This is a genomic window from Brevundimonas sp. KH_058, assembly GCF_057838505.1.
Genome location: NZ_CM174469.1, coordinates 2712727 through 2734638, shown reverse-complemented (window position 1 = coordinate 2734638; position 21912 = coordinate 2712727). Strand labels below are relative to the sequence as shown.

The 21912-nt window shown below is 65.3% G+C and carries 29 protein-coding genes; 12 read left to right on the top strand and 17 right to left on the bottom strand.

The window, feature by feature from the left end; genetic code table 11:
• Window positions 1-57 precede the first annotated feature (57 nt).
• Window positions 58-1107 (top strand): GGDEF domain-containing protein, encoded by a 1050-nt coding sequence (locus AC3ISA_RS13520; protein WP_372691834.1) that lies wholly within the window; start codon window positions 58-60, stop codon window positions 1105-1107.
• A 39-nt stretch (window positions 1108-1146) separates the two neighbouring features.
• Window positions 1147-1896, top strand: a complete 750-nt coding sequence (locus tag AC3ISA_RS13515; RefSeq protein WP_489178266.1) for a lysophospholipid acyltransferase family protein — start codon at window positions 1147-1149, stop codon at window positions 1894-1896.
• Between the two features lie 225 nt (window positions 1897-2121).
• Here AC3ISA_RS13515 and AC3ISA_RS13510 read toward each other — a convergent pair whose 3' ends face one another.
• From AC3ISA_RS13510 to AC3ISA_RS13450, 13 genes are read right to left on the bottom strand one after another with little or no spacing between them, the layout of a single operon-like run.
• Entirely contained in the window at window positions 2122-2478 is a 357-nt protein-coding gene (locus AC3ISA_RS13510; protein ID WP_489178265.1) for a TfoX/Sxy family protein, read from the bottom strand.
• A 1-nt stretch (window position 2479) separates the two neighbouring features.
• Window positions 2480-2869: a HesB/IscA family protein gene (locus AC3ISA_RS13505; protein WP_489178264.1), complete on the bottom strand. Its 390-nt coding sequence runs from the start codon at window positions 2867-2869 to the stop codon at window positions 2480-2482.
• Window positions 2869-3258 (bottom strand): SUF system Fe-S cluster assembly protein, encoded by a 390-nt coding sequence (locus tag AC3ISA_RS13500; protein WP_017504008.1) that lies wholly within the window; start codon window positions 3256-3258, stop codon window positions 2869-2871. The genes AC3ISA_RS13505 and AC3ISA_RS13500 overlap by 1 nt, the downstream gene beginning before the upstream one ends.
• 4 nt (window positions 3259-3262) lie before the next feature.
• Window positions 3263-4501, bottom strand: a complete 1239-nt coding sequence (locus AC3ISA_RS13495) for an aminotransferase class V-fold PLP-dependent enzyme (protein ID WP_489178263.1) — start codon at window positions 4499-4501, stop codon at window positions 3263-3265.
• Window positions 4480-5502: a Fe-S cluster assembly protein SufD gene (gene sufD, locus AC3ISA_RS13490; RefSeq protein WP_489178262.1), complete on the bottom strand. Its 1023-nt coding sequence runs from the start codon at window positions 5500-5502 to the stop codon at window positions 4480-4482. The genes AC3ISA_RS13495 and sufD overlap by 22 nt, the downstream gene beginning before the upstream one ends.
• Window positions 5499-6248: a Fe-S cluster assembly ATPase SufC gene (sufC, locus tag AC3ISA_RS13485; protein ID WP_489178261.1), complete on the bottom strand. Its 750-nt coding sequence runs from the start codon at window positions 6246-6248 to the stop codon at window positions 5499-5501. Before sufC ends, sufD begins: the two co-directional genes overlap by 4 nt.
• A 3-nt stretch (window positions 6249-6251) precedes the next feature.
• Window positions 6252-6557 carry a type II toxin-antitoxin system RelE/ParE family toxin gene (locus AC3ISA_RS13480; protein ID WP_372691825.1) on the bottom strand — a complete coding sequence of 102 codons (306 nt, stop codon included), beginning with the start codon at window positions 6555-6557 and terminating at the stop codon, window positions 6252-6254.
• Complete coding sequence (locus AC3ISA_RS13475; RefSeq protein ID WP_372691824.1) at window positions 6554-6802, bottom strand: hypothetical protein; 249 nt, start codon at window positions 6800-6802, stop codon at window positions 6554-6556. Before AC3ISA_RS13475 ends, AC3ISA_RS13480 begins: the two co-directional genes overlap by 4 nt.
• Window positions 6799-6957 (bottom strand): hypothetical protein, encoded by a 159-nt coding sequence (locus AC3ISA_RS13470; RefSeq protein ID WP_489178260.1) that lies wholly within the window; start codon window positions 6955-6957, stop codon window positions 6799-6801. The genes AC3ISA_RS13475 and AC3ISA_RS13470 overlap by 4 nt, the downstream gene beginning before the upstream one ends.
• Window positions 6954-7334 (bottom strand): hypothetical protein, encoded by a 381-nt coding sequence (locus tag AC3ISA_RS13465; protein WP_489178259.1) that lies wholly within the window; start codon window positions 7332-7334, stop codon window positions 6954-6956. The genes AC3ISA_RS13470 and AC3ISA_RS13465 overlap by 4 nt, the downstream gene beginning before the upstream one ends.
• The gene (gene sufB, locus AC3ISA_RS13460) at window positions 7334-8800 is read right to left on the bottom strand and encodes a Fe-S cluster assembly protein SufB (protein WP_489178258.1); all 1467 of its coding nucleotides are present in this window, start codon (window positions 8798-8800) and stop codon (window positions 7334-7336) included. Before sufB ends, AC3ISA_RS13465 begins: the two co-directional genes overlap by 1 nt.
• Window positions 8800-9939 (bottom strand): cysteine desulfurase family protein, encoded by a 1140-nt coding sequence (locus tag AC3ISA_RS13455; RefSeq protein WP_489178257.1) that lies wholly within the window; start codon window positions 9937-9939, stop codon window positions 8800-8802. Before AC3ISA_RS13455 ends, sufB begins: the two co-directional genes overlap by 1 nt.
• Window positions 9936-10418 carry an Rrf2 family transcriptional regulator gene (locus tag AC3ISA_RS13450; RefSeq protein ID WP_372691820.1) on the bottom strand — a complete coding sequence of 161 codons (483 nt, stop codon included), beginning with the start codon at window positions 10416-10418 and terminating at the stop codon, window positions 9936-9938. Before AC3ISA_RS13450 ends, AC3ISA_RS13455 begins: the two co-directional genes overlap by 4 nt.
• Window positions 10419-10575: 157 nt before the next feature.
• Between AC3ISA_RS13450 and AC3ISA_RS13445 the strand changes: the two genes are divergently transcribed.
• The 5 genes from AC3ISA_RS13445 (at window position 10576) to AC3ISA_RS13425 (ending at window position 14201) form a co-directional block, all read left to right on the top strand.
• Window positions 10576-11226 carry an alpha/beta hydrolase gene (locus AC3ISA_RS13445; RefSeq protein ID WP_135195434.1) on the top strand — a complete coding sequence of 217 codons (651 nt, stop codon included), beginning with the start codon at window positions 10576-10578 and terminating at the stop codon, window positions 11224-11226.
• 33 nt (window positions 11227-11259) lie between these two features.
• Window positions 11260-12534: an NAD(P)/FAD-dependent oxidoreductase gene (locus AC3ISA_RS13440; protein ID WP_489178256.1), complete on the top strand. Its 1275-nt coding sequence runs from the start codon at window positions 11260-11262 to the stop codon at window positions 12532-12534.
• A gap of 58 nt (window positions 12535-12592) precedes the next feature.
• Window positions 12593-13414 carry a transporter gene (locus tag AC3ISA_RS13435; RefSeq protein WP_489178255.1) on the top strand — a complete coding sequence of 274 codons (822 nt, stop codon included), beginning with the start codon at window positions 12593-12595 and terminating at the stop codon, window positions 13412-13414.
• Window positions 13415-13475: 61 nt separating this feature from the next.
• The gene (locus AC3ISA_RS13430) at window positions 13476-13913 is read left to right on the top strand and encodes a hypothetical protein (protein WP_489178254.1); all 438 of its coding nucleotides are present in this window, start codon (window positions 13476-13478) and stop codon (window positions 13911-13913) included.
• 9 nt (window positions 13914-13922) lie between these two features.
• On the top strand, window positions 13923-14201 hold the full coding sequence (locus AC3ISA_RS13425; RefSeq protein ID WP_489178253.1) for a hypothetical protein: 279 nt from the start codon (window positions 13923-13925) through the stop codon (window positions 14199-14201).
• 1 nt (window position 14202) lies between these two features.
• Here the strand turns inward: AC3ISA_RS13425 and ahpF are convergent, their stop codons facing one another.
• From ahpF to AC3ISA_RS13405, 4 genes are all read right to left on the bottom strand, one after another.
• Window positions 14203-15789: an alkyl hydroperoxide reductase subunit F gene (gene ahpF / locus AC3ISA_RS13420; RefSeq protein WP_489178252.1), complete on the bottom strand. Its 1587-nt coding sequence runs from the start codon at window positions 15787-15789 to the stop codon at window positions 14203-14205.
• 141 nt (window positions 15790-15930) lie between these two features.
• On the bottom strand, window positions 15931-16494 hold the full coding sequence (gene ahpC / locus AC3ISA_RS13415; protein ID WP_135195428.1) for an alkyl hydroperoxide reductase subunit C: 564 nt from the start codon (window positions 16492-16494) through the stop codon (window positions 15931-15933).
• 106 nt (window positions 16495-16600) lie between these two features.
• Window positions 16601-17803, bottom strand: coding sequence for an exo-beta-N-acetylmuramidase NamZ family protein (locus tag AC3ISA_RS13410; protein WP_489178251.1), 1203 nt, complete (start codon window positions 17801-17803; stop codon window positions 16601-16603).
• Entirely contained in the window at window positions 17800-18306 is a 507-nt protein-coding gene (locus AC3ISA_RS13405) for a DOMON-like domain-containing protein (RefSeq protein ID WP_489178250.1), read from the bottom strand. The genes AC3ISA_RS13410 and AC3ISA_RS13405 overlap by 4 nt, the downstream gene beginning before the upstream one ends.
• A 106-nt stretch (window positions 18307-18412) precedes the next feature.
• Between AC3ISA_RS13405 and AC3ISA_RS13400 the strand changes: the two genes are divergently transcribed.
• The 5 genes from AC3ISA_RS13400 to AC3ISA_RS13380 all read left to right on the top strand — a co-directional run bounded on the left by AC3ISA_RS13400 (window position 18413) and on the right by AC3ISA_RS13380 (window position 21893).
• Window positions 18413-18805, top strand: coding sequence for a VOC family protein (locus tag AC3ISA_RS13400; protein ID WP_489178249.1), 393 nt, complete (start codon window positions 18413-18415; stop codon window positions 18803-18805).
• Window positions 18806-18826: 21 nt separating this feature from the next.
• Window positions 18827-19042, top strand: coding sequence for a DUF4287 domain-containing protein (locus AC3ISA_RS13395; protein WP_489178248.1), 216 nt, complete (start codon window positions 18827-18829; stop codon window positions 19040-19042).
• Between the two features lie 334 nt (window positions 19043-19376).
• Window positions 19377-20630, top strand: coding sequence for a tyrosine--tRNA ligase (tyrS, locus tag AC3ISA_RS13390; RefSeq protein ID WP_489178247.1), 1254 nt, complete (start codon window positions 19377-19379; stop codon window positions 20628-20630).
• Window positions 20631-20768: 138 nt separating this feature from the next.
• Entirely contained in the window at window positions 20769-21236 is a 468-nt protein-coding gene (locus AC3ISA_RS13385; RefSeq protein ID WP_489178246.1) for a peroxiredoxin, read from the top strand.
• Window positions 21237-21350: 114 nt separating this feature from the next.
• On the top strand, window positions 21351-21893 hold the full coding sequence (locus AC3ISA_RS13380; protein ID WP_489178245.1) for a bactofilin family protein: 543 nt from the start codon (window positions 21351-21353) through the stop codon (window positions 21891-21893).
• The last annotated feature ends 19 nt before the right edge of the window (window positions 21894-21912 follow it).

Genomic DNA, 21912 nt, shown 5'->3' with positions numbered 1-21912 from the left:
ACACTCCTTAGTGTCCGCCCCGATACGGCTCCAGAACAGGGGTCAAGGGGAAGAAGAATGTCGAAAAAGGTCGAGACGGCGCTTAGGGCTCCACAAGCCTATGCCTTGGCGCGCAACGTCATCGCCGAAATGGAAAAGGCGGGCGTCTGGCCGACGCCGCTGAACTTCGAGCTCTGGCTGCACTATCTCAGCGATCCTGACGGCGCCCTGGCCCAGGAAATCCGACGCCTCCTCTCCCAGTCCACGGTCATCACCGACAAGACGTCAGAGATGCTGGCCGCCGAATTCCTGCCGCGCGGGCGTCTGCCGGATCAGATCCGCGACGTCGGCGCCGTGCTCGACCGCGAACTGGCCAGCGTCGCCAGCGCCATAGCCATGGCCCACAAGACCCAGGCCGACTATGGCGAGACCCTCGCCGACGCCTCCCATTCCATGGAAACCGTCGAGGACCCATCTTCGCTGAAGGATCTGGTCGGCGGCCTGTCGACCGCGACAAACCGCGTGCGCCGCGAGACCGCGATCCTGGAAAAACGCCTGGAAAAATCCAACAAGGAAGTCATCCGCCTGCGCGAGAACCTGGAACAGGTGCGCCGCGACGCCATGACGGACGCCCTGACCAACCTGGCCAACCGCAAGGCCTTCGACGAACGGCTTGAGGCCGCCTGCGCCGAAGACGACGGATCGCCGCTCAGCCTGGCCATCCTCGACATCGACCACTTCAAGCGGTTCAACGACACCTGGGGACACCAGACCGGTGATCAGGTGCTGCGCTATGTCTCCACCGTCCTGTCCAACATCTGCGGCAAGACGCGTTTCGCCGCCCGGTTCGGCGGCGAGGAGTTCGCCATCATCTTCCCCGGCGAAGGGGCCGGCGTTGTCATGGCGGCCCTGGAAAGCATTCGCACCGACGTGGCTTCGCGCGCCCTGCGCCGCCGCTCGACCAATGACGACCTGGGCTCGGTGACCATCTCCGCCGGCTTCGCCCAGCGGCAGAAGGGTGAAACCGCCGCCAGCCTGCTGGAACGCGCCGACGCCGCGCTCTACGAATCCAAGCGCGCGGGTCGAAACTGCGTCACCGCCGCGACCGCGCTGGAAAAAGCGGCGTAAGCGGCCTGACAAGGCCAAGCTTTCTGCCATAGTCGCCCGATGCGCAGCTTCGCCTTCAACGTCGCCTACTGGATCCTGTCGATCGGCTATGGGCTGACGGCCGCCTTTGCGGCGCTCGCGCCCGGCCGTGGTCCCGCCAGCTGGGTCATCCGCCGCTATGTGAAGCGCATGGTCCAGGCGATGGCGATCTTCGCCGGCATCCGGCTGAACGTGCTCGGCAAGGATCGGCTGCCCGAGGGCGCCTTCATCATCGCCTCGAAGCATCAGAGCTGGGGCGACGGCTTCGCCACCTACGACCAGTTCGACGACATCGCCTTCGTCACCGGCGACCATCTGGAGAAGTTTCCCCTGCTGGGCGGGGTGCTGAAAAAGCTGGGCGCCATCGTCGTCAACAGTTGCGGCGGCCATGAAGCCCGCAAGGCCCTGGCCATGCGCGCCGCCGAAGCCCGCGCCGAGAACCGCAAGATCCTGATCTATCCCGAGGGCCACCTGGCCCCCGTCGGCCAGAAGTTCAAATACCGTTCCGGCGTCTGGCACATGTACCGCGACTTCGACGTCCCCGTCGTGCCGCTCGCCACCAACCTCGGCCTGTTCTGGCCCGAGGAAAAATACGAGAAACATCCTGGCACGGCGACACTGGAGTTCCTCGAACCCATCCCCGTCGGCCTGCCCAAGGACGAGTTTCTGGCCCGCCTGGAAGCCGTCATCGAAACCCGCACCGCCGAACTGGTCGCCCAGGCGACGGGTCAGCCGGTTACGCCGGCCGTGCTGGTGGATGCCCCGAAGTGAAGATCGGCGAACGCAACTTTCGATATCAGATGGGGTCTGACATTGAGAGAGACGGCATGTTTCTGGAACTGCTGGAGAACGACGACTTCGATGCTCTCGCCGAGGTCTTCTACAGCGATGTGGACGGCTCCATGACCTTCACGACCTATGTGAAGATTTGCCGCTAGAGGCCATCGAATGGTTTATCGCCGAAGGCAAGTACCGCCTTACTCCGATAAAAACGAGCTAGCCGCGTTTCGGCTTCTTGCCCGACGCCTTCTTCACCGCCACGTCCAGCGAACGACGCGCCCAGGCGACCGCCTCGTCGGGATCGTCCAGCGCCGTTTCCGGCAGGGTCCAATAGCCCATGCTCATCGTCCGCCCATCCTTGTTTGGATAGGTGAACTGACGCGAGCCGGCCTCCACGAATGCCTCTCCCAGCACCTCGTCGCCCTTCAGCCAAACGATGCCGTCGTCCAGCAGGGCGAACATGACGCCGGAGGCATAGACCCCCGCCCCACCAAACATCCGCTTGATCTCCAGCCGGCCAAGCGCGTGGAAATGCTCGCGCACCCATTCGCCAAAGTCCGCGTCATAGGCCATCTCAGTCGGCGGCGACCGGCACGATGGTGACGCTCTCGCCGCAACCACAGGCGTCGGTCTGGTTCGGATTGTTGAACACGAACTTGGACGCCAGCCGCGTCGTCTCGTAGTCGATCTCTGTGCCGATCAGGAACAGCACGGCCTTGGGCTCGATCAGGATGGTGACACCCTTGTCCTCGACCACCTCGTCCAGCGGCCCGACGCTGTCGGCATAGGCGAAGGTGTATTCCTGCCCCGCACAGCCGCCGTTCTTGACGCCGATCCTCAGACCGATGTGATCGTTCTCGGCATTGTCCAGGATCTCGCGCACGCGCTCGGCGGCGGCGTCGGTCAGGGTGACGGCCTTGGGTCGCGGGCGGCGCGGACGGGATGTGGTCTGGAGTTCGGTCATCAGAACATATTCAGGGCCAGCTTGGCCTCGTCGCTCATCTTGGAGGCGTCCCACGGCGGGTCGAAGACCAGATTGGCCTTGGCGCTGCGCACGCCCTCGACCTTCTCCACCGCCGTCTCGACCCAGCCCGGCATTTCGCCGGCGACCGGACAGCCCGGCGCCGTCAGCGTCATGTCCACCACCACATCGCGGTCGTCGTTGACGTCGACGCGATAGATCAGGCCCAGCTCATAGATGTCGACCGGGATTTCCGGGTCATAGACGGACTTCAACGCCTCAATCAGCTGATCGGTCAGCGTGTCCAGCTCGGCCTGGGACAGGGCGCTCTTCTGGGGTTCATCCCAGGCGTCCTTGAAGGCGTCACTGTCTTGAATAGGTTGATCTGTCATCGGCTTACACGAAGAAGTTCCGCGCCTTGATCAGCGCATCCACGAAGGCGTCGGCATCCTCCACGGTGTTATATAGGGCGAAGGAGGCGCGGGTGCTCGACGTCACCCCCAATCTTTTCGCCAGCGGTTCGGCGCAGTGCAGACCGGCCCGCACGGCGACGCCGTAACGGTCCATGATCTGGGCCACGTCGTGGGCATGCGCGCCCTCGACGGCGAAGGTCAGGATCGCGCCCTTCCCTTCCGCCTGGCCCAGGATCCGCAGCCAGCCCTCGCCTTCCAACCGATCCACGGCCCGCCGATACAGCGCGTGTTCGTGCGCCTGCACGGCCGCCCGGTCGTATTGCGTCAGCCATTCCAGCGCCACGCCCAGGCCGATCGCCTCCAGGATCGGCGGCGTCCCCGCCTCGAACCGGTGCGGCGGCCTGGCGTAGGTCACGCGGTCGCGCTCGACCGTCTCGATCATCTCGCCCCCGCCCTGATAGGGCGGCAGGGCCTCCAGCGCCTCGGCCGTGCCATACAGGGCGCCGATGCCGGTGGGCGCAAACAGCTTGTGGCCTGTCAGCATATAGAAATCGCAACCAATGGCCTGCACGTCCGGCGTCGCATGGACCGCCCCCTGGCACCCGTCGATCAGCACCTGGGCGCCCGCTGCGTGGGCCAATCGCGTGATCTCGGCCACCGGATTGATGGTCCCCAGCACGTTCGACATATGGGTGACCGCGACCATGCGTGTCTTCGGCCCCAGCAGGTCGGCATAGGCCGCCATGTCCAGCGAACCGTCGTCCAGCACCGGGATCCACTTGATCACCGCCCCGCGTCGTTCACGCAGCAGATGCCAGGGCACGATGTTGGAGTGATGCTCCATCTCCGAGACGATGATCTCGTCGCCCGGCTGGATGGACAGCCCAAGCCCATTGGCCACCAGATTGATCGCCTCGGTCCCGCCCTTGGTCCAGACGACCTGTTCGGGGCTTTGGGCGTTCAGGAAGTGGGCCACGATCTCGCGCGCCTTCTCGAAGGCCTCGGTCGCCTCGTTCGACAGGGTGTGCAGGCCGCGATGGACGTTGGCGTATCCGCCCTCCATCGTCGCCACCAGGGCGTCGATCACCGCGCGCGGCTTCTGCGCCGAGGCTGCATTGTCCAGATAGACCAGCGGCTTGCCGTTCACCTGCCGCGACAGGATCGGGAACTGCGCCCGCACGGCATAGGGATCGAAGGAGTTCACAACCGCGCCGTCAGCCATTCCCGCGCCACCTCTCTCGCGCCCTCATGCTCGATCCGGTCGATGACCTCGATCAGGAAGGCCTGGGTCAGCAGGGCGCGGGCCTCGTCGGCCGGAATGCCGCGCTGCTGCATGTAGAACAGGGCGCTCTCGTCCAGCGTCCCCACCGTATTGCCGTGCGCGCACTGCACGTCGTCGGCATAGATGATCAGTTCCGGCTTGGCGTCGATCTCGGCCCGCTCGCTGGCGATCAGGGCGTGATGGCCCATTCGCGCATCGGTGCCGTCGGCCCCACGCTCGACCACGATCTTGCCCTGGAAGACGCCGCGCGCCGTGTCGCGGGCCACGCCCTTGATCAACTGGCTGGTCGCGCCGTCATGCTCCACGTGGCGCACCACGCTGGTCAGGTCAGTGTGGCGCGATCCGTTCAGCAGATACAGGCCGTCGGCCTGGACGTGCGCGCCCTGGGCGTAGTGCGCGATGCGGGTCTCGATCCGCTGCAACTTCGCGCCAGTCGTAATGATGGTCTGACGATAGACGCCGCCCGCCTCGACCTTCACATGCGCCTCGGCGATGGAGATGGCGTCCTCTGGCTCCTCGACCAGGACGACGCGCGTCACCTCGGCCCCGGCCGCCACGTCCAGCTCCAGCGTATTGTGCGCCACATAGGCCGAACCCGCGCCTTCGTGTGTCTCCAGCAGCAGCAGCTTGGCGCCGGCCCGCGCCGACACCCGTGCGCTGGCAGTATGCCCGGTGCCGACGGCATCCGACACATAGCGCAGCCGCAGGGTTCGCTCGCCCGAGGCGATGAAGTCGGTCACGCCCACGGCGCGCCCATTGGCGAAGACGATCGCCTCTCCGCCTAAATCGTAGAACGGCCCCGGCGGCCCGACCTCAGCCGTCCCCGACGGCTCCGGCGCCGCGCGAAGCCAGCGCTTCAGGTCGCTGTATTTCCACGCCTCCGTCCGCCGCGACGGAAAGGTTTCGGCGTCGGTCAGGTCGATGGCGAAAGCCGCGCTCATGCCGATTCCAGAAGATACTTGTCGTACCCTTCCGCCTCCAACTGATGCGCCAACTCCGGCCCACCCGAGGCCACGATCCGACCGCCGGCCAGCACATGGACCCGGTCCGGTTTGATGTAGTCGAGCAGGCGCTGATAGTGGGTGATGACCAGCATGGCCCGGTCGGGACGGCGCAACGCATTCACCCCCTCCGACACGATGCGCAGGGCGTCGATGTCCAGGCCGGAATCGGTCTCGTCCAGGATCAGCAGCGACGGCTCGAACAGCGCCATCTGCAGGATTTCCATCCGCTTCTTCTCGCCGCCGGAGAAGCCGACGTTCAGCGGCCGCTTCAGCATGTCGAAGTCCATCTTCAACGCCTTGGATGCCTCGCGGACCAGCTTCAGGAAGGCGGGCGCCGCCACCTCCTCCTCGCCCCGCGCACGCTTCTGCGCATTCAGCGCCGTCCGCACGAAGGTCAGGGCCGGTACGCCGGGGATCTCGATCGGATACTGGAACGACAGGAAGACGCCCTTGGCCGCCCGTTCGGCCGGGTCCAGCGCCAGCAGGTCCTCGCCCGCCCATTCGACCGCGCCTTGCGTCGCCTCATAGCCAGGTCGTCCCGACAGGGCATACCCCAGCGTCGACTTCCCGGCCCCGTTCGGCCCCATGATGGCGTGCACCTCGCCGGCGGGAACGTCGAGCGTCAGCCCCTTGAGGATCGGCTTTTCGCCGATGGAGACGTGGAGGTTATTGATGGAAAGCATGGACTAAAAATCGTTCAAGGTTGGATCGACGACGGTAAGGTCTTGGCGAGCGTCATAGAAAGCGACGACACGGACCCCGTCAGGGATTTCGCGAAAGATGATGATCTTGTCCCATTCGGGAACGCTCCAGCGTTTCAGGCCTGGCCACTCAGAACGACGCCCAACCTGGGGGCGTCTGCAGAGCAGAGCCACAGCGTCCTGCAGATCATTGCGCGCCAAGATAGCCCGGCGCTTATTTTGCTCAAGCAGATGCTGGAGAAAGGCGTCATAGCTTTCGCGCGCAGGCTGGGTCCATTGGGCAACCCTCACTCTCCAAGGAGCGTCTTCCAGCGCGCCACGACCTCATCGTTGGATACAATCCGGCCTTCACGCTCGGCTGCCAGCCCCGCCTCGACAAGAGCAATTTGTTGCGACGTTAAAGGCTGTCGGAGTTCGGGCAGCATATCGACAGCAGCCGAAGCGATCAGCTCCTCGGCAGTCGTATGGCGGGCAACTGCCTCTTCCAGATACTCGTCCGCCGCGTCGTCATCAATCAGAACGGTGAAGGCTTTCATCGTTGCGCTCCTCTAACGCCAGCATAGCATGATCCAACTCCAGTCGCCGGTCCAACGATGGCTTCTTGCTCGCTGGGATCAGCATCGAACGTGAAGTCTTTGAGTGTCAGCTTTTCATCGACGATGACATGGAGGCTGGAGATGAAAAAGATCATTCTGTTTTTATTTTATCTTCAAGCTTATCAATGATTTTTCTTAGTCGCGCGTTTTCTCGCTGGCAGCGGAAGAGGCGGGCCTCGTCCTCATCTTCTGGTTCACCGGATTCCACGCGATTCCGCGCTTCATCCCTTTGGCTTTGGAGCTCATTTTCTCTCTCAGCGCGGACTTTCTCGCGGCGAATTTCTTCGCTTGAGACCACAAGTTTTGCGTCTTTAATCTGCTTGGCATTGGCTCTCTGCCGCGCTTTCAAAATCGAAATTTGCTCAGCTTGAATGGCCGTTTCCTCGGAAAGGCGTTCAAACTGGCCACGGTACCAACCTCGCGATCTAACAAGACGGGAGATCTCGCCCTTAAGTTCGTCTTTCGTTGGCATTAGCCCACGCTCCCCTCAAGACTGATCGCCACCAGCTTCTGCGCCTCGACGGCGAACTCCATAGGCAGCTTCTGCATCACGTCGCGGACGAAGCCGTTGACCAGCAGGGCCACCGCCTCCTCCTGCGACAGGCCGCGCTGCTGGGCGTAGAATAGCTGGTCGTCCGACAGGCGCGTCGTCGTCGCCTCATGCTCCAGCTGGGCCGAGCCGTTGCGGGCCTCGATATAGGGGATGGTGTGCGAGCCGCACTCCTTGCCGATCAGCAGGCTGTCGCACTGGGTGAAGTTGCGCACCCCCGTCGCCTTGGGGTGCACCGAGACCAGACCGCGATAGGTCGAGTCCGACTTGCCCGCCGACACCGCCTTGGCGATGATCCGCGACTTGGTGTTCTTGCCCAGGTGGATCATCTTGGTGCCGGTGTCGGCCTGCTGATGCCCGTTGGTGATGGCGATGGAGTAGAACTCGCCTGAGCTGTCGTCGCCCTTCAGGATGCAGGACGGATATTTCCAGGTCACGGCCGAACCGGTCTCGACCTGCGTCCAGCTGACCTTGGACCGATCACCCCGGCAATCCGCCCGCTTGGTGACGAAGTTGTAGATGCCGCCCTTGCCCTCGGCGTCGCCGGGATACCAGTTCTGGACCGTCGAATATTTCACCTCGGCGTCGTCCAGAGCGACGATCTCGACCACGGCCGCATGCAGCTGGTTCTCGTCGCGCATCGGCGCGGTGCAACCCTCCAGATAGGAGCAATAGCTGCCCTTGTCGGCGATGATCAGCGTCCGCTCGAACTGGCCCGTCTGTGACGCATTGATGCGGAAATAGGTCGACAGCTCCATCGGGCAGCGCACGCCCGGCGGAATGTAGACGAACGATCCGTCCGAAAAGACCGCGCTGTTCAGCGCCGCGAAATAGTTGTCCGAGACCGGCACCACCGACCCCAGATATTGCCGCACCAGTTCAGGATATTCGCGCAAGGCCTCGGAAATCGGCATGAAAATCACGCCAACCTTGGCCAGTTCCTCCTTGAAGGTGGTGACCACCGACACGCTGTCGAACACGGCGTCCACGGCCACGCGTGGCGCGCCCTGCACCCCCGCCAGCACTTCCTGCTCCTTCAGCGGGATGCCCAGCTTCTTGTAGATTTCCAGAATCTCGGGATCGACCTCGTCCAGAGACTTCGGCCCCTCCTTCTGCTTGGGCGCCGCATAGTAGAACAGCGACTGGTAATCGACCGGCTCATACTTCACCGCCGCCCAGGTCGGCTCTTCCATCGCCAGCCAGCGTTCATAGGCGGCGAGGCGCCATTCCAGCATCCATGCTGGCTCGCCCTTCTTCTCGGAGATGAAGCGCACGATCTCGGCGCTCAGGCCTCGCGGGGCGTATTCCGTCTCGATGTCCGAGGTGAAGCCGTGCTCGTACTTCTCCAGCGCGGCGACGGCGTCGATGGTTTCCTTGACGGCGGCCATCAGGCGACCTCTCTCACGCGCTCGGCGGCGCGTGTCTTATGCTTGTTGTAGGCGGCGACCCAGGCGTCGGCGAACCGCACCCAGTCGCTTTCGATCGTTCCCCAGCCCCCGGAGACGCGCACGCCCCCGGTCGCCAGGTTGTTCAGCCCCATGGCGCTGATGGTCTTGGACGGCTTCACCTTGCCCGACGAACAGGCCGACCCCGCCGACACCATGACGCCCGCCAGATCCAGGGTGATCAGCTGCTGCGGGCTGTCCCAGCCCTCGACCGCCATGAACAGGGTGTTGGGCAGGCGTTCGACGTCACCGCCGATCACGGTCGCCCCGGCGGCCTTCACCTTGGCCTCCGCGGCGTCACGCCAGCCGACGTGCGATTGCATCGTTTTCAGATCCCGCGCGGCGCTGTCGGCCGCGACGCCGAAACCGGCGATGCCCGGCACATTCTCTGTGCCCGCGCGCAGACCCCGCTCCTGTCCGGCGCCATGCAGAATGCGCACGCCCGACGCGCCTTCCTTGAGGATCAAGGCCCCCACGCCCTGCGGCCCGCCCAGTTTGTGCGCCGACAGGGTCAGGCTGTCCGCGTGCAGCACACGCATATCGACCGGGATCTTGCCCGCCGACTGGATCGCATCGACGTGCAACCAGCCGCCGGCCGCGCGCACCAGGGCGGCGGCCTCCACCACCGGCTGGATCACGCCGCTTTCGTTGTTCGCATGATGGATGGCGACCACGGCCCGGCCCGGACGGCTCAGCGCCCCCGCCAGCCAGTCCAGATCGACCACGCCGTTCGCATCGACCGGGATCACCTCGACCGGCGCGCCCGCATTCGCCGCCGTCTCGGCCACGCACGGATGTTCGGTCGCCGAGACGATCAGCCGCTCACATCCCGCCGCCAGGGCGCTGGCGATCCCCTGCGCGTTGGCCTCGGTCCCGCCGCTGTTGAACACCACAGCTGTCGGATCGGCCCCGACCAGATCGCCGACCTGGGCCCGCGCCGTCTCCACCCGCGCCCGCGCCCGGCGTCCGGCCGCATGGACCGCCGACGGATTGCCGTTGTCGGCCAGGGCGCGCGCCATGATGTCCAGCACTTCCGGCCGCACCAGGCCCGACGCATTATAATCCAGATAAATGCCGCTCATGCCGCCACCCCGACAGCCTGCTGTGGCTCCACGTTGCGGCGACGCTGACCCGTGCGGTTCATCACCACATCCTCCAACGACACGCCGGCCAGATAGCGATGGATCTCGTCGCCCAGATCTTCCCACAGATTGTGGGTGATGCAGCGTTCGCCGGCCAGCATGCAGCCCTTGGGCGATCCGTGCGCCACACACCGCGTCGCGCGAATCGGCTCGTCCACCGCCAGCACGATCTCGGCCACCACCGTCTCGTGCGCCGCCTTGGCCAGACGATAACCACCGCCGGGTCCGCGCACGCTCTTGACCAGCTCGCTCTTGCGCAGCCGCGCGAACAGCTGCTCCAGATAGCTGAGCGAAATCTCCTGGCGCGCAGCGATCTCGGCCAGCGAAACCGCCCGGATTTCACCGCTCTCGCCGCGTCCGTTTTTCGCCAGATCGGCCATCGCCATCACGGCGTATCGTCCCTTGGTCGACAGACGCATATCGCACCTTCAAAAATTGCGGGCTTTTCGGGGCTCTTGTGCTAGAACCCGCGCCTTCGCGAAGGCGGCCCGCTTGCGTGGGACTTAGAAAGTCCTACCTCTGCGGTCAAGTATTACGCACTTGCGAAATGACAGTTGAACGGATTCCAGAGCCCCTATGCCTGAAGTCATCCTGCCCGGCGCCTCCGGTCGCATCGAAGGCCGCTATTCCCCGGGCAAGCGCCCGAACGCACCGATCGCCCTGATCCTGCACCCGCACCCCAAGGCGGGCGGGCACATGAACAACCCGGTCACGGTCACCCTGCACCAGTTGTTCCAGCAGCGCGGCTTCGCCACCCTGCGCTACAACTCGCGCGGCGTCGGCAAGTCGCAGGGCGAGTTCGATTCGGGCATCGGCGAACTGGCCGACGCCGCCACGGCCCTCGACTGGCTTCAGACGAACAATCCCGGCGCCAGCCAGACCTGGGTCGGCGGTTATCAGTTCGGGGCCTACATCGGCATGCAGCTTCTTATGCGCCGCCCCGAGACTGACGGCTTCATCTCGGTCTCGCCGCCGTCGAACATGTACGACTTCAGCTTCCTGGCCCCCTGCCCGGCGTCCGGCCTGTTCCTGCACGGCACCGCCGACACCGTCGTGCCGCCGGTCGAGGTCGAGCGCGTGGTCAACAAACTGCGCACCCAAAAGGGCATCATCATCGACTACGAACTGGAAGAAGGCGCGAGCCACTTCTGGCAGGACCACATGAGCGCCGTCGACCGCCGCGTCGGCGCCTATCTGGACAAGCGTCTGGAAGAAAAACCGGCCTGAGCCTAGAATTCGGGTCGTCTTCAGGAGACCCGAATGCAGCACGACATCGTCATCATCGGCGGCGGCGCCGGCGGGCTTGAGTTCGCCGCCCGCCTGGGGCGTCGGTTCGGGCCGCAAGAAGGCCGGCGTCGCGTGCTGCTGATCGACCGGTCGATCTTCCACCTGTGGAAACCCAGCCTGCACGAGGTCGCGGCCGGGTCGCTGGACAGCCATCAGGAGGGTCTGTCCTATCCGGTGCTGGCGCGGCGCAATCATTTCAGCTTCGCCTTTGGCGACCTGACGGGTCTTGCCCCGGCGAACAAGACCCTGACCCTCGGCGAAATCCGCGATCAGGACGGCGCCGTTCTGGTCGCCCCGCGTACCCTGTCGTTCAATACTCTCGTTCTGGCCATCGGCAGCGGATCGAACCTGTTCGGCACGCCGGGCGCCGCCGAACATGCCCATCTGCTGGAAGACGTCGCCGATGCGGAAGCCTTCAACAAACGCCTGACCTCGGCCTTCCTCGCCGCCGCCTATTCGGACGAGCGCACCTTGAACATCGCCATCGTCGGCGCGGGCGCGACCGGGGTCGAACTGTCCACTGAACTGATCGAGGGTCACGACGAACTGTCCGCCGGTCTGTCGCCGGATCAGCGTTTCGATCTCGCCGTCACCATCGTCGAGGCCGCGCCGCGCATCTTGGGCGGCCTGCCCGAGCGCGTCTCGGCCAAGGCGGCCAAGGCGCTGGAGGCCAAGGGCGTGCGCCTGCTGACGAACGCCAAGGTCAACGCCGTCCACGCCGATCGCCTGGACACATCGAAGGGCGAAGTTCCCGCCGACCTGATCGTCTGGGCGGCGGGCGTGAGGGCGGCCGAGACCAATCTCGACCTGGGCCTGACGACCGGCCGCATCAACCAGTTCGTGGTCGACGACCATCTGCGCACCTCGGCGCCCCACATCTACGCAATGGGCGACTGCGCCGAGGCCCCCGGCCCCGAGGGTCGCCCCGTCCCCGCCCGCGCCCAGGCGGCGGCGCAACAGGCGGCCTATCTGGCCAAGGCCCTGTCGGACCCGTCGCGCGATCACGGGCCCTATGTCTATCAGGACAAGGGCTCGCTGGTGTCCCTGGGTGGTGACAAGGGTGTCGGCTCACTGATGGGCGGGCTGGGTGGTCCCAACTTCCTGATCGAGGGCCTGATCGCCAAATGGGCCTATATGGCGCTGCACCTGGATCACCACCGCGCGATCCTGGGCGTGCGCCGAACCGTGCTTCTGGCCTTGTCGCGCCTGCTGCACCGCCGCGTCTCCGGGCGGCTCAAACTACACTGACACCCGCGATTAAGGCCTGGGCGACATGATCGGGCGACATTCGGTTCCGAGACATTCCATGCGCCTGCTTCTGTCCGCCGCCCTGTTCGCCTCGACCCTCGCCGTCTCCGCGCCGGCCCTGGCCCAAGCCGCGTCTTCGACCCCGCGCGATTTCTGCGCCGACCGCCCCGGCAAGGGCACGCCGACCTGCATCCTCGATCAGGGCCGTTGGCAGGTCGAACTGGGCCTGTTCGACGCCGCGCGTCAGAGCGACGGCGCGACCAAGACCGAAACCTGGGACGCCGGCGACCTGTTCGTCCGCTACGGCCTCACAGGCCTGACCGAGCTTCAACTGGGCCTCACGACCTGGAACCGCGAACGCACCACCGACCGCGCGACCGGCGACCGCGACACGGCCGAAGGTGTCGGCGACCTCAGTATCGGCCTGCGTCATTCGCTGAAGAACCCCGACGGTTCCGGCCTGTCGGTCGCCATTTCGGGCTTCGTCACCGCTCCGACCGGCGCACGCGGCATCCGCGCCGACGGGTTCGAGGGCGGGATCATCCTGCCCGTCTCCATCCCCCTGAACGACGACTGGAGCCTCAGCCTGTCGCCCGAGGTCGACTGGGTCTCGAACGCCGACGGCGACGGCCGCCACGCCGCCTATACGATGGTCGCTGGCGTCGGGCGCGGTTTCGGCCAATGGGATCTGGGCGCCGAGCTTTGGGTCAGCCGCGACGACGATCCCGTCGAAGCGACCACCCAGTCCACCTTCGACCTGACCGCCGTCTGGTCGCCGCCCTCCCTGCCCGACGCCCAGCTCGACTTCGGCCTCAACTTCGGCCTGAACGATGACAGCCCGGATGTAGAGTTCGGCGTCGGCGTCGCGCGGCGGTTCTGAACCGTTCGCTCAGGCGAACATTGTCACGACGGATAATCCTTCGAAGGAGCGGCCCGATCCCATGGTTTCAGCAATCCTCGCCGCACTCCTCATTCAGACCCTTTCCAAATCCGACCTGATCGCCGGAGGCGAAACCGTGGGCCGTCTCGGAGAGCGGACGGCGGTATGCAGACGGCTTGGCTATCCCGTCGATGAACTGATCGCCGAGGACGCCGCAAACCGGTTCGCCCGACAGGCCGCTAGGGCGGGCTGGGGTCAGGACAAGATCATCCACGTCATTCAGGCCGGCGTCGATCTGGAGCAGGCGAACCTGCCGTTCTCGGAGCCGATTTCAGACTTGCCCGCCGACGAACTCCCATTTCATGCCAAGCGGCTAGCGTCCGACGCCAAACAGTTGTGCCGCCAGTTCGCAGAATCTCATCCCGGTGTGATCACCAATCTGTCGCAGGGCGAACAGGCGATCGACGACCGGTTCGCTGCGGCCCTCCGCGCCCGCTGACGACCATCCATGACTACGGGAAAGACCGGTCGCATCCTGCCCTGGCTCAAGCGCAGGATCACGCTGTGGAACTATCTGCTGCTGACCCTGCCGATGTTCGGGATCGCACTTGGTCTGCGCGCCGTCACCCATTCCGACTGGCCCTATTACGTCTGGGCCGTGCTGTGGGCGGTTCCGCTGCTGATCGTGCTGGCGGCGCGCTGGGTCTATTTCGTCGTCACCCTGACTTGGGCGATCCTTGTCGAGATCGTGCGGGCCGTGCGCAGCAGATTCGCACGGCCCGACTAAATCAGGCCAGTTCGACCGCCTCTTCGGCCGGCACCGTGCGGATCATGTAGTCGAAGGCCGACAGGCCCGCCTTCGAGCCTTCGCCCATGGCGATCACGATCTGCTTGTAGGGCACGGTGGTCACGTCGCCGGCGGCGAAAATGCCCGGCTGCGAGGTCTCGCCGCGATGATCCACCTCGATCTCGCCGCGCTGGGTCAGGCCGACCGCGCCACGCAGCCATTCGGTGTTCGGCACCAGGCCGATCTGGACGAAGATGCCTTCCAGATCGACGTCGTGATGGGCGTCGGAGTTGCGGTCCTTGTAGGACAGGCCCGTCACCTTCTCGCCGTCGCCATGCACCTGGGTCGTCAGGGCCGAGGTCACGATCCGCACGTTCGGCAGGGTCGCCAGCTTGCGCTGCAGCACCGCATCAGCCCGCAGTTCGCTGTCGTATTCGATCAGGGTCACATGAGCCACGATGCCCGCCAGGTCGATGGCCGCCTCGACGCCCGAGTTTCCGCCGCCGATCACTGCGACCCGCTTGCCCTTGAACAGCGGCCCGTCGCAGTGCGGGCAATAGGCCACGCCCTTGTTCTTGTATTGCTCCTCGCCCGGCACGTTCATCTGGCGCCAGCGCGCGCCGGTCGACAGGATGACCGTACGAGACTTCAGCGACGCGCCGTTCTCCAGCACCACCTCATGCAGCCCGCCCGGAACCCTGGACGGCGCCAGCTTGACGGCCTTCTGCAGGTTCATCAGGTCCACCTCGTATTCGCGGACATGCTGTTCCAGATGGGCGGCCAGTTTCGGCCCCTCAGTGTGCGGCACAGAAATGAAGTTCTCGATCGACATGGTGTCCAGCACCTGGCCGCCGAATCGCTCGGCTGCGATGCCGGTGCGGATGCCCTTGCGCGCCGTATAGATGGCGGCCGCCGCCCCGGCCGGGCCGCCGCCGATCACCAGAACGTCGAACGGGTCCTTGGCCTTCAGCCGCTCGGCGGCGCGCGCCTCGGCGCCCGAATCGATCTTGGCGACGATCTGCTCCAGTTCCATCCGGCCCTGACCGAACAGTTCGCCGTTCAGGAAGACCGTCGGCACGGCCATGATCTTGCGTTCGTCCACCTCGTCCTTGAACAGGCCGCCCTCGATGGCGACGTGTTTGATGCGGGGGTTCAGCACGCTCATCAGGTTCAGGGCCTGCACCACGTCGGGGCAGTTCTGGCACGACAGCGAGAAATAGGTCTCGAACACATAGTCGCCGTCCAGATCCTTGACCTGCTGGATCACCTCCTGCGCCGCCTTGGACGGATGGCCGCCGACATGCAGCAGGGCCAGCACCAGCGAGGTGAACTCGTGGCCCAGCGGAATGCCGGCGAACCGCACGCCGATGTCGGTGCCCTTGCGGCGGATCAGGAAGCTGGGCTGACGTTCGTCGTCATAGTCTCGACCCATCTCGACCTTGCCGTGCGAGACCGAGACGATCTCCTCCAGCAGGGTCTTCAGTTCGATGGATTTGGGACCAGCGCCCAGCGAGGCGACCAGTTCGACCGGATGGACGATGTTCTTGAGGTAGCCCTCAAGCTGAGATTTCAGATTGGCGTCCAGCATGGGGCAGTCCTTGAATTTCAGGGGTGGCGCGCCGCCTGCGAGCCGATCCCGGCGAGGCTTGCGCGATGGCGTCCGGCCCCCCGAGATATGGAGGCGCCGGGTGGGTCCGACCCGAAAAGCCGGACCCGATAGGCGTCAGTCTTAGATCTTGCCGACGAGGTCGAGCGACGGCGCCAGGGTGGCTTCGCCTTCTTCCCACTTGGCCGGGCAGACTTCGCCCGGGTGCGAACGCACATACTGGGCGGCCTTGACCTTGCGCAGCAGCTCGGCGGCGTTGCGGCCGATGCCTTCCGACGTGGTCTCGGTGAACTGGATCACGCCGTCCGGGTCGACCAGGAAGGTCGAACGATCAGCCAGGCCCACGCCCGGACGCATGGCGTCGAAGTTGTTGGTCACCTGGCCCGAGGGGTCGCCCAGCATGGTGTAGTTGATCTTGCCGATGGCCGGCGACGAGTCGTGCCAAGCCTTGTGCGAGAAGTGCGTGTCGGTCGATACCGAATAGATCTCGACGCCCAGCTTCTGGAACGCGTCATAGTGATCGGCCAGGTCTTCCAGCTCGGTCGGGCACACGAAGGTGAAGTCGGCCGGATAGAAGAAGAAGATCGCCCACTTGCCCGCCACATCGGCGTCCGTGACCGTCAGGAACTTGCCGTTCTTGTAGGCCTCGGCCGTGAAGGGTTTGATGGTCGTGTTGATCAGGGCCATGCGGAAAATCCAATGCAGCGTGGTTGGGAGGCCCTCTCCCTACCGCACCGCAACAAATAAGCCCAATCACTTATTTGCAGATGCACAATAGATTTTGGTTATAGTTTCAATACAGCAGGAACGGCCGCCGCATCTCTTCCCACGCCGCCTCGTCCGGCATCGTCGCCGCGTCCAGATCGGCCGGCGTCGCGCCCGCGTCGTCCACCCATTGCCGCAACCCCGGCCCTCCGTTGATCACGTCGATGGGTAGTTTGCCGAACGCATACTCATACGGAAAATCGCGCCACAGGTCGTAGTCGGGATACAACCGCCGGATCGCCTTGAACCCCAGCGCCTGCACCCGCCACGGCTTGAACGCCGCATGGTCATAGCCCGGCTGGTCCACATGGATCTGCACCCCGCTGCACAGCTGTCCGACATGCTTATGGAAGGTCGGTTCGAACCACATGTCGCGCAGGATGCAGCCCTCCAGCCACTCCGGCGCCAGCGCACGCATCTCGGCGATCACCGCCCGCGCATCGATGTCGGGCGCCCCGAACAGCTCCAGCGGCCGGGTCGTGCCGCGCCCTTCCGACAGAGTCGCCCCCTCCAGCATCACCGTCCCGGCGTATGCCCGCGCCATCGACAGGTTCGGCGCATTCGGGCTGGGGTTGATCCAGGCCCGTTCGCCCAGCGGCCAGCCGTAACCCGGCGCCTGTTCCGGCGCCCAGCCCTGCATCTCCACGACCTTGTATTCGACGTCCAGGCCATGGTGGGCGATGAACCAGTGGCCCAGTTCGCCCAGCGTCATCCCGTGCCGCATCGGCATCGGCCCTGCCCCGACGAAGCTCTCCCAGCCGGCCAGCAGCGTCTGCCCCTCGACCGGCCGCCCCGCCGGATTGGGCCGATCCAGCACCCACACCGCCTTGCCGTGTTTCGCCGCCGCCTCCAGCACATAGAGCAGCGTCGTCACATAGGTGTAGATGCGACACCCCAAGTCCTGCAGGTCGATCAGGATGACGTCGAACGTCTCCATCGACGCCTCCGTCGGCCGCCGCACCTCGCCGTACAGGCTGAACACCGGGATGCCGTGGACCGGATCGCGATAATCCGAGCTCTCCATCATATTGTCCTGAAGGTCGCCCTTCATCCCGTGCTGCGGCCCGAAAGCGGCGCTCAGCGTGATCTCGGGACAGGCGGCCAACGCATCCACCGCATGGGTCAGGTCCTTGGTCACCGACGCCGGGTGGGCCAGCAACGCCACGCGCCGCCCCTTCAACTGCGCCCTCAGGGCGTCGTCGGACAAAAGGCGGTCGAGGCCGAAGTTCATGTCAGGTCCAGCGCGAACGAGTCGGGATGATGAAAGTCCGGCTTATCCGACGAATGCGCCAGCGCCCAATAGGCGATCGCCCCATCGAACCCCCCGATCACCGCTGTCAGCCCCACGGCTTCGCCCGCATCCTCAGGCAACGTCACATCGGCCGTCAGCACGAACCGCCCCGGCGCCGTCCGCGTCACGATGAAGGGCGCCGGCATCTCCAGCCCCCGCATCCCCTCGCGATACCCGTCGAATCGATAGGCCGCCCACGCCCCTGATGGCGACAGATTATATTCGACATAGCCCCCCGCCGTCAGCACGAACGCCTCGAAACAGGTCGCCTGCCACAGGCCGTCCGTCCGCACTCGCTCTGCCGCCTGCGGCCAACGCACCATCTCGACCGGCCCGGCCAGCACATATTCCAGGCTCAGCACCCGCCCCGCCCGCCGCGCCTCGACCTCCAGCGTCAGCCCAGCGTGGGGCGAGGTCGGGTGCGGGATCAGGGGCAGACGCATCCCGCCTTCGTATCGCACGCCGGGCGCCGGTCAACGCCCGCCGGATCACCTGCCGCGACATTTGCGTCCCCGCGCGATAGGATCGCCGCCGGCAAAGGAGGTCGAGATGCGAATTCCGAAGGGCTTTGCGGGGGTCGCCCCCTATCTGTTCGTCGCCGACGCAAGCGACTACATCCGCTTCCTCCAGGACGCCTTAGGCGCCCAGGACATCGGCCGAAGCCTGACCCCGGACGGCCGCATCGCCAACGCCCAGGTCCAGCTCTCCGGCACGACCCTGATGATCAGCGAGGCCTCGGACGCCTTTCCGCCCAGCCGAGCCGCCCTCTACCTCTATGTCGACAACGCCGACGCCGTCACCGACCGCGCGGTCCAGGCGGGCGCAGAGCTGATCATGGAGCCATCCGACATGCCCTATGGCGACCGACAGTCCGGCGTCCGCGATCCGGCCGGCACGATCTGGTGGATCTCGCAGCGCCTCACCGACGAACCCTATTTCTAAGGCTGCGATCAGGAAAACCTCATGACCGACGACACCGTCAAAGGCCCGGCGTCCTATTTCCCGTCCATCGAGAAAAAATACGGCCAGCCGATCTCGCTTTGGCAGAAGGTCGTGCGCGACGCCTATCCCGCCCGGCATATGGAACTGGTCGCCCTGCTCAAGGACACGCATGGCCTGGGCCACGGCCACGCCAACGCCGTGGTCGCCTACACATTGGCGCAGGACGGATTGAAGTAGCAGCCACGGTCGAAATCATGCCAGCCATCGCATTTTCACCAGACATGTTCTGACAAAACACGGCCTTGAGGCTACGCAGCGACGCCTAACCTGCCGCCTCTCGAAACCGCTGTATAATGCCGTCGCCATGCCTGAACGCGCCGTCCCTCAATTGCACTTTCTTGTACTTTGCACGCATTTTCAGGGTGCAGTGCAATTTCGTCCCAGCCCGACTTCAGACGAATTAGACTCTTTAAACGGTGTTTTTCGCTCGGACCGTCTGAACCGCCCCAGCCCCTCGTTGCGCCACCAAAGGGAAGACGCCCGTCGGCATCTTTGCTAACGGAGCTTCGCCATGACCGAACACGCTTATAAATCCGACTTCCTCCGCACCATGCAGGCGCGCGGCTATATTCATCAGATCACCCATCCGGCCGAGCTGGATGCGGCGGCGACCGCCGGCGTGGTCACCGGCTATATCGGCTTCGACGCCACGGCGCCGTCGCTGCACGTCGGCCACCTGATCCAGATCATGCTGCTGCGTCGTCTTCAGCAGGCGGGGCACAAGCCCATCGTCCTGATGGGTGGCGGCACGACCAAGGTGGGCGACCCCTCCTTCAAGGACACCCAGCGCCCCCTGCTGACCGAAGAGCGGATCGCCGAGAACATCGCCGGCATCAAGGGCGTGTTCGAAAAGTTCCTGACCTTCGGCGACGGCCCGTCCGACGCCATCATGGTCGACAACGACGAATGGCTGTCCAAGCTGGGCTATCTGGAGTTCCTGCGCGACTACGGCACGCATTTCACCGTCAACCGGATGCTCAGCTTCGATTCCGTCAAGCTGCGCCTGGAACGCGAGCAGCCGCTGACCTTCCTCGAATTCAACTACATGCTGATGCAGGCCACCGACTTCCTGGAGCTGAACCGCCGCTATGGCTGCCAGTTGCAGATGGGCGGGTCGGACCAGTGGGGCAACATCATCAACGGCGTCGAACTGACCCGCAAGGTGGACCAGAAGGCCGCCTTCGGCCTGACCACGCCGCTTCTGTCCACCGCCTCCGGCCAGAAGATGGGCAAGACCGTGGGCGGCGCCGTCTGGCTGAACGCCGACGCCCTGTCGCCCTATGACTACTGGCAGTACTGGCGCAACACCGAGGACGGCGATGTGGGCCGCTTCATGCGCCTGTTCACCGATCTGTCGGACGCCGAGATCGCCAGTTTCGAAGCCTTAAAAGGCGCCGCCATCAACGACGCCAAGAAGGCCTTGGCCGACGCCGCGACCACAATGCTTCACGGCGTCGAGGCCGCTGCGACTGCCCGCGCCGCCGCCGAGACCGCCTTCGAAAAGGGCCAGATCTCCGCCGACCTGCCGACCATCGAACTACCGTCGACCGAGGTTTACGGCGCCATGATCGCCGCCGTCGTGACCAAGGCCGGCCTGACCGCCTCCAACGGCGAGGCCCGCCGCCTGGCCCAGGGCGGGGGCCTGCGCCTGAACGACGCCGCCGTGTCCGACGGCGCCCAGCTGCTGACCGAGGCCGACCTCAAGGACGGCGTGATCAAGCTGGCCGCCGGCAAGAAGAAGATCGTGTTGATCAAACCTCTCTAATCCGCTCATCCCGGCGAAAGCCGGGACCCAGTGCTTTGGGCGATCAGCCGTCGTCATGTTTCACCAAAGGCGGTCCAACGCACTGCCTCACTACAGAACTGGGTCCCGGCTTTCGCCGGGATGAGCGGAGTTTTCGAAATGCCCGAAGTCAATGACCCCGCCCCCGCCCCCGCCCTCGATCTGGCCACGGACGGCGGCGGCCGCATCACCCTCGCCGCCCTCAAGGGCAAGCCCGCCGTCGTCTATTTCTATCCCAAGGACGACACGACCGGCTGCACGCGCGAGGCCCAGGACTTCACCGCCCTCGCGCCCGACTTCGCCGCCCTGGGCGTGCCAGTCATTGGCGTGTCCAGGGACACGGTGAAGAAGCACGACCGGTTCAAGGCCAAATACGACCTCGCCGTCGTCCTGGCCTCGGACGAGGACGGCGCCGCCTGCGAGGCCTGGGGCGTCTGGGTCCAGAAGAAGTTGTATGGCCGCGAATATATGGGCATCGAGCGCGCCACCTTCCTGATCGACGCCGAGGGTCGCATCGCCCGCGCCTGGCGCAATGTGAAGGTCACGGACCACGCCGCCGCCGTTCTGGAGGCGGTGAAGGTTTTGTGATCGACGACCACGGTTCGGAAGCGGTGCTTGACCTTATGGCCTCGCCCACGGCCTAGTGGCCTTCAGGGCTACTAGGGGCTTGGCCGGCCTTGGCTGGCAGATGCGGAGCGCACCATGTTCACCAAGAGCAAATCCTACGACACCGGATCACAGGGGCTGGGCATTCCGCCCGCGCCAGAACCGGCCCCGTCGCCGACCCCCAACCTGCCGGCGGCGACGCCCGCGGCCCGCGCGCCTGAACCGGCCCGCCCGGCGACCCGGTCCAGCAACCTGTCCACCCTGGCGGCCGGGGTGAAATACGAAGGCAATATCTCCGGCGCCGGCGAGCTTCAGGTCGAAGGCAATCTGAAGGGTGACGTCCGCGTGGCCCGCGTCGTCATCGGGGAAGGCGGCGCGGTCGAAGGCACCGTTCACGCCGACGTGCTGGACGTGCGCGGTCGCATCACGGGCGCCATCGTCGCCAAACAGGTCAAGCTGTACGCCACCGCCCGCGTCGAGGGCGACATCACCCAGGAGCAGCTGTCCATCGACCAGGGCGCCTGGTTCCAGGGCCGCTGCAACCAGGCCAAGCGCGACACCCCCGGCGCCGCCATGCTGGAAGCCCCGGCCGAGAAGCCCGCCAAGACGGACAAGCCTGAAGCCAAGACCCCGGCCTGACAGCCAGGCCGGAAGGCCG

What these genes read in the sequence shown, in the direction of transcription:
- AC3ISA_RS13520 (WP_372691834.1), top strand. Translation starts at nt 58, where the DNA reads ATGTCGAAAAAGGTCGAGACGGCGCTTAGGGCTCCACAAGCCTATGCC.
- AC3ISA_RS13515 (WP_489178266.1), top strand. Translation starts at nt 1,147, where the DNA reads ATGCGCAGCTTCGCCTTCAACGTCGCCTACTGGATCCTGTCGATCGGC.
- AC3ISA_RS13510 (WP_489178265.1), bottom strand. Translation starts at nt 2,478, where the DNA reads ATGGCCTATGACGCGGACTTTGGCGAATGGGTGCGCGAGCATTTCCAC.
- AC3ISA_RS13505 (WP_489178264.1), bottom strand. Translation starts at nt 2,869, where the DNA reads ATGACCGAACTCCAGACCACATCCCGTCCGCGCCGCCCGCGACCCAAG.
- AC3ISA_RS13500 (WP_017504008.1), bottom strand. Translation starts at nt 3,258, where the DNA reads ATGACAGATCAACCTATTCAAGACAGTGACGCCTTCAAGGACGCCTGG.
- AC3ISA_RS13495 (WP_489178263.1), bottom strand. Translation starts at nt 4,501, where the DNA reads ATGGCTGACGGCGCGGTTGTGAACTCCTTCGATCCCTATGCCGTGCGG.
- sufD (WP_489178262.1), bottom strand. Translation starts at nt 5,502, where the DNA reads ATGAGCGCGGCTTTCGCCATCGACCTGACCGACGCCGAAACCTTTCCG.
- sufC (WP_489178261.1), bottom strand. Translation starts at nt 6,248, where the DNA reads ATGCTTTCCATCAATAACCTCCACGTCTCCATCGGCGAAAAGCCGATC.
- AC3ISA_RS13475 (WP_372691824.1), bottom strand. Translation starts at nt 6,802, where the DNA reads ATGAAAGCCTTCACCGTTCTGATTGATGACGACGCGGCGGACGAGTAT.
- AC3ISA_RS13470 (WP_489178260.1), bottom strand. Translation starts at nt 6,957, where the DNA reads ATGATCTTTTTCATCTCCAGCCTCCATGTCATCGTCGATGAAAAGCTG.
- AC3ISA_RS13465 (WP_489178259.1), bottom strand. Translation starts at nt 7,334, where the DNA reads ATGCCAACGAAAGACGAACTTAAGGGCGAGATCTCCCGTCTTGTTAGA.
- sufB (WP_489178258.1), bottom strand. Translation starts at nt 8,800, where the DNA reads ATGGCCGCCGTCAAGGAAACCATCGACGCCGTCGCCGCGCTGGAGAAG.
- AC3ISA_RS13455 (WP_489178257.1), bottom strand. Translation starts at nt 9,939, where the DNA reads ATGAGCGGCATTTATCTGGATTATAATGCGTCGGGCCTGGTGCGGCCG.
- AC3ISA_RS13450 (WP_372691820.1), bottom strand. Translation starts at nt 10,418, where the DNA reads ATGCGTCTGTCGACCAAGGGACGATACGCCGTGATGGCGATGGCCGAT.
- AC3ISA_RS13445 (WP_135195434.1), top strand. Translation starts at nt 10,576, where the DNA reads ATGCCTGAAGTCATCCTGCCCGGCGCCTCCGGTCGCATCGAAGGCCGC.
- AC3ISA_RS13440 (WP_489178256.1), top strand. Translation starts at nt 11,260, where the DNA reads ATGCAGCACGACATCGTCATCATCGGCGGCGGCGCCGGCGGGCTTGAG.
- AC3ISA_RS13435 (WP_489178255.1), top strand. Translation starts at nt 12,593, where the DNA reads ATGCGCCTGCTTCTGTCCGCCGCCCTGTTCGCCTCGACCCTCGCCGTC.
- AC3ISA_RS13430 (WP_489178254.1), top strand. Translation starts at nt 13,476, where the DNA reads ATGGTTTCAGCAATCCTCGCCGCACTCCTCATTCAGACCCTTTCCAAA.
- AC3ISA_RS13425 (WP_489178253.1), top strand. Translation starts at nt 13,923, where the DNA reads ATGACTACGGGAAAGACCGGTCGCATCCTGCCCTGGCTCAAGCGCAGG.
- ahpF (WP_489178252.1), bottom strand. Translation starts at nt 15,789, where the DNA reads ATGCTGGACGCCAATCTGAAATCTCAGCTTGAGGGCTACCTCAAGAAC.
- ahpC (WP_135195428.1), bottom strand. Translation starts at nt 16,494, where the DNA reads ATGGCCCTGATCAACACGACCATCAAACCCTTCACGGCCGAGGCCTAC.
- AC3ISA_RS13410 (WP_489178251.1), bottom strand. Translation starts at nt 17,803, where the DNA reads ATGAACTTCGGCCTCGACCGCCTTTTGTCCGACGACGCCCTGAGGGCG.
- AC3ISA_RS13405 (WP_489178250.1), bottom strand. Translation starts at nt 18,306, where the DNA reads ATGCGTCTGCCCCTGATCCCGCACCCGACCTCGCCCCACGCTGGGCTG.
- AC3ISA_RS13400 (WP_489178249.1), top strand. Translation starts at nt 18,413, where the DNA reads ATGCGAATTCCGAAGGGCTTTGCGGGGGTCGCCCCCTATCTGTTCGTC.
- AC3ISA_RS13395 (WP_489178248.1), top strand. Translation starts at nt 18,827, where the DNA reads ATGACCGACGACACCGTCAAAGGCCCGGCGTCCTATTTCCCGTCCATC.
- tyrS (WP_489178247.1), top strand. Translation starts at nt 19,377, where the DNA reads ATGACCGAACACGCTTATAAATCCGACTTCCTCCGCACCATGCAGGCG.
- AC3ISA_RS13385 (WP_489178246.1), top strand. Translation starts at nt 20,769, where the DNA reads ATGCCCGAAGTCAATGACCCCGCCCCCGCCCCCGCCCTCGATCTGGCC.
- AC3ISA_RS13380 (WP_489178245.1), top strand. Translation starts at nt 21,351, where the DNA reads ATGTTCACCAAGAGCAAATCCTACGACACCGGATCACAGGGGCTGGGC.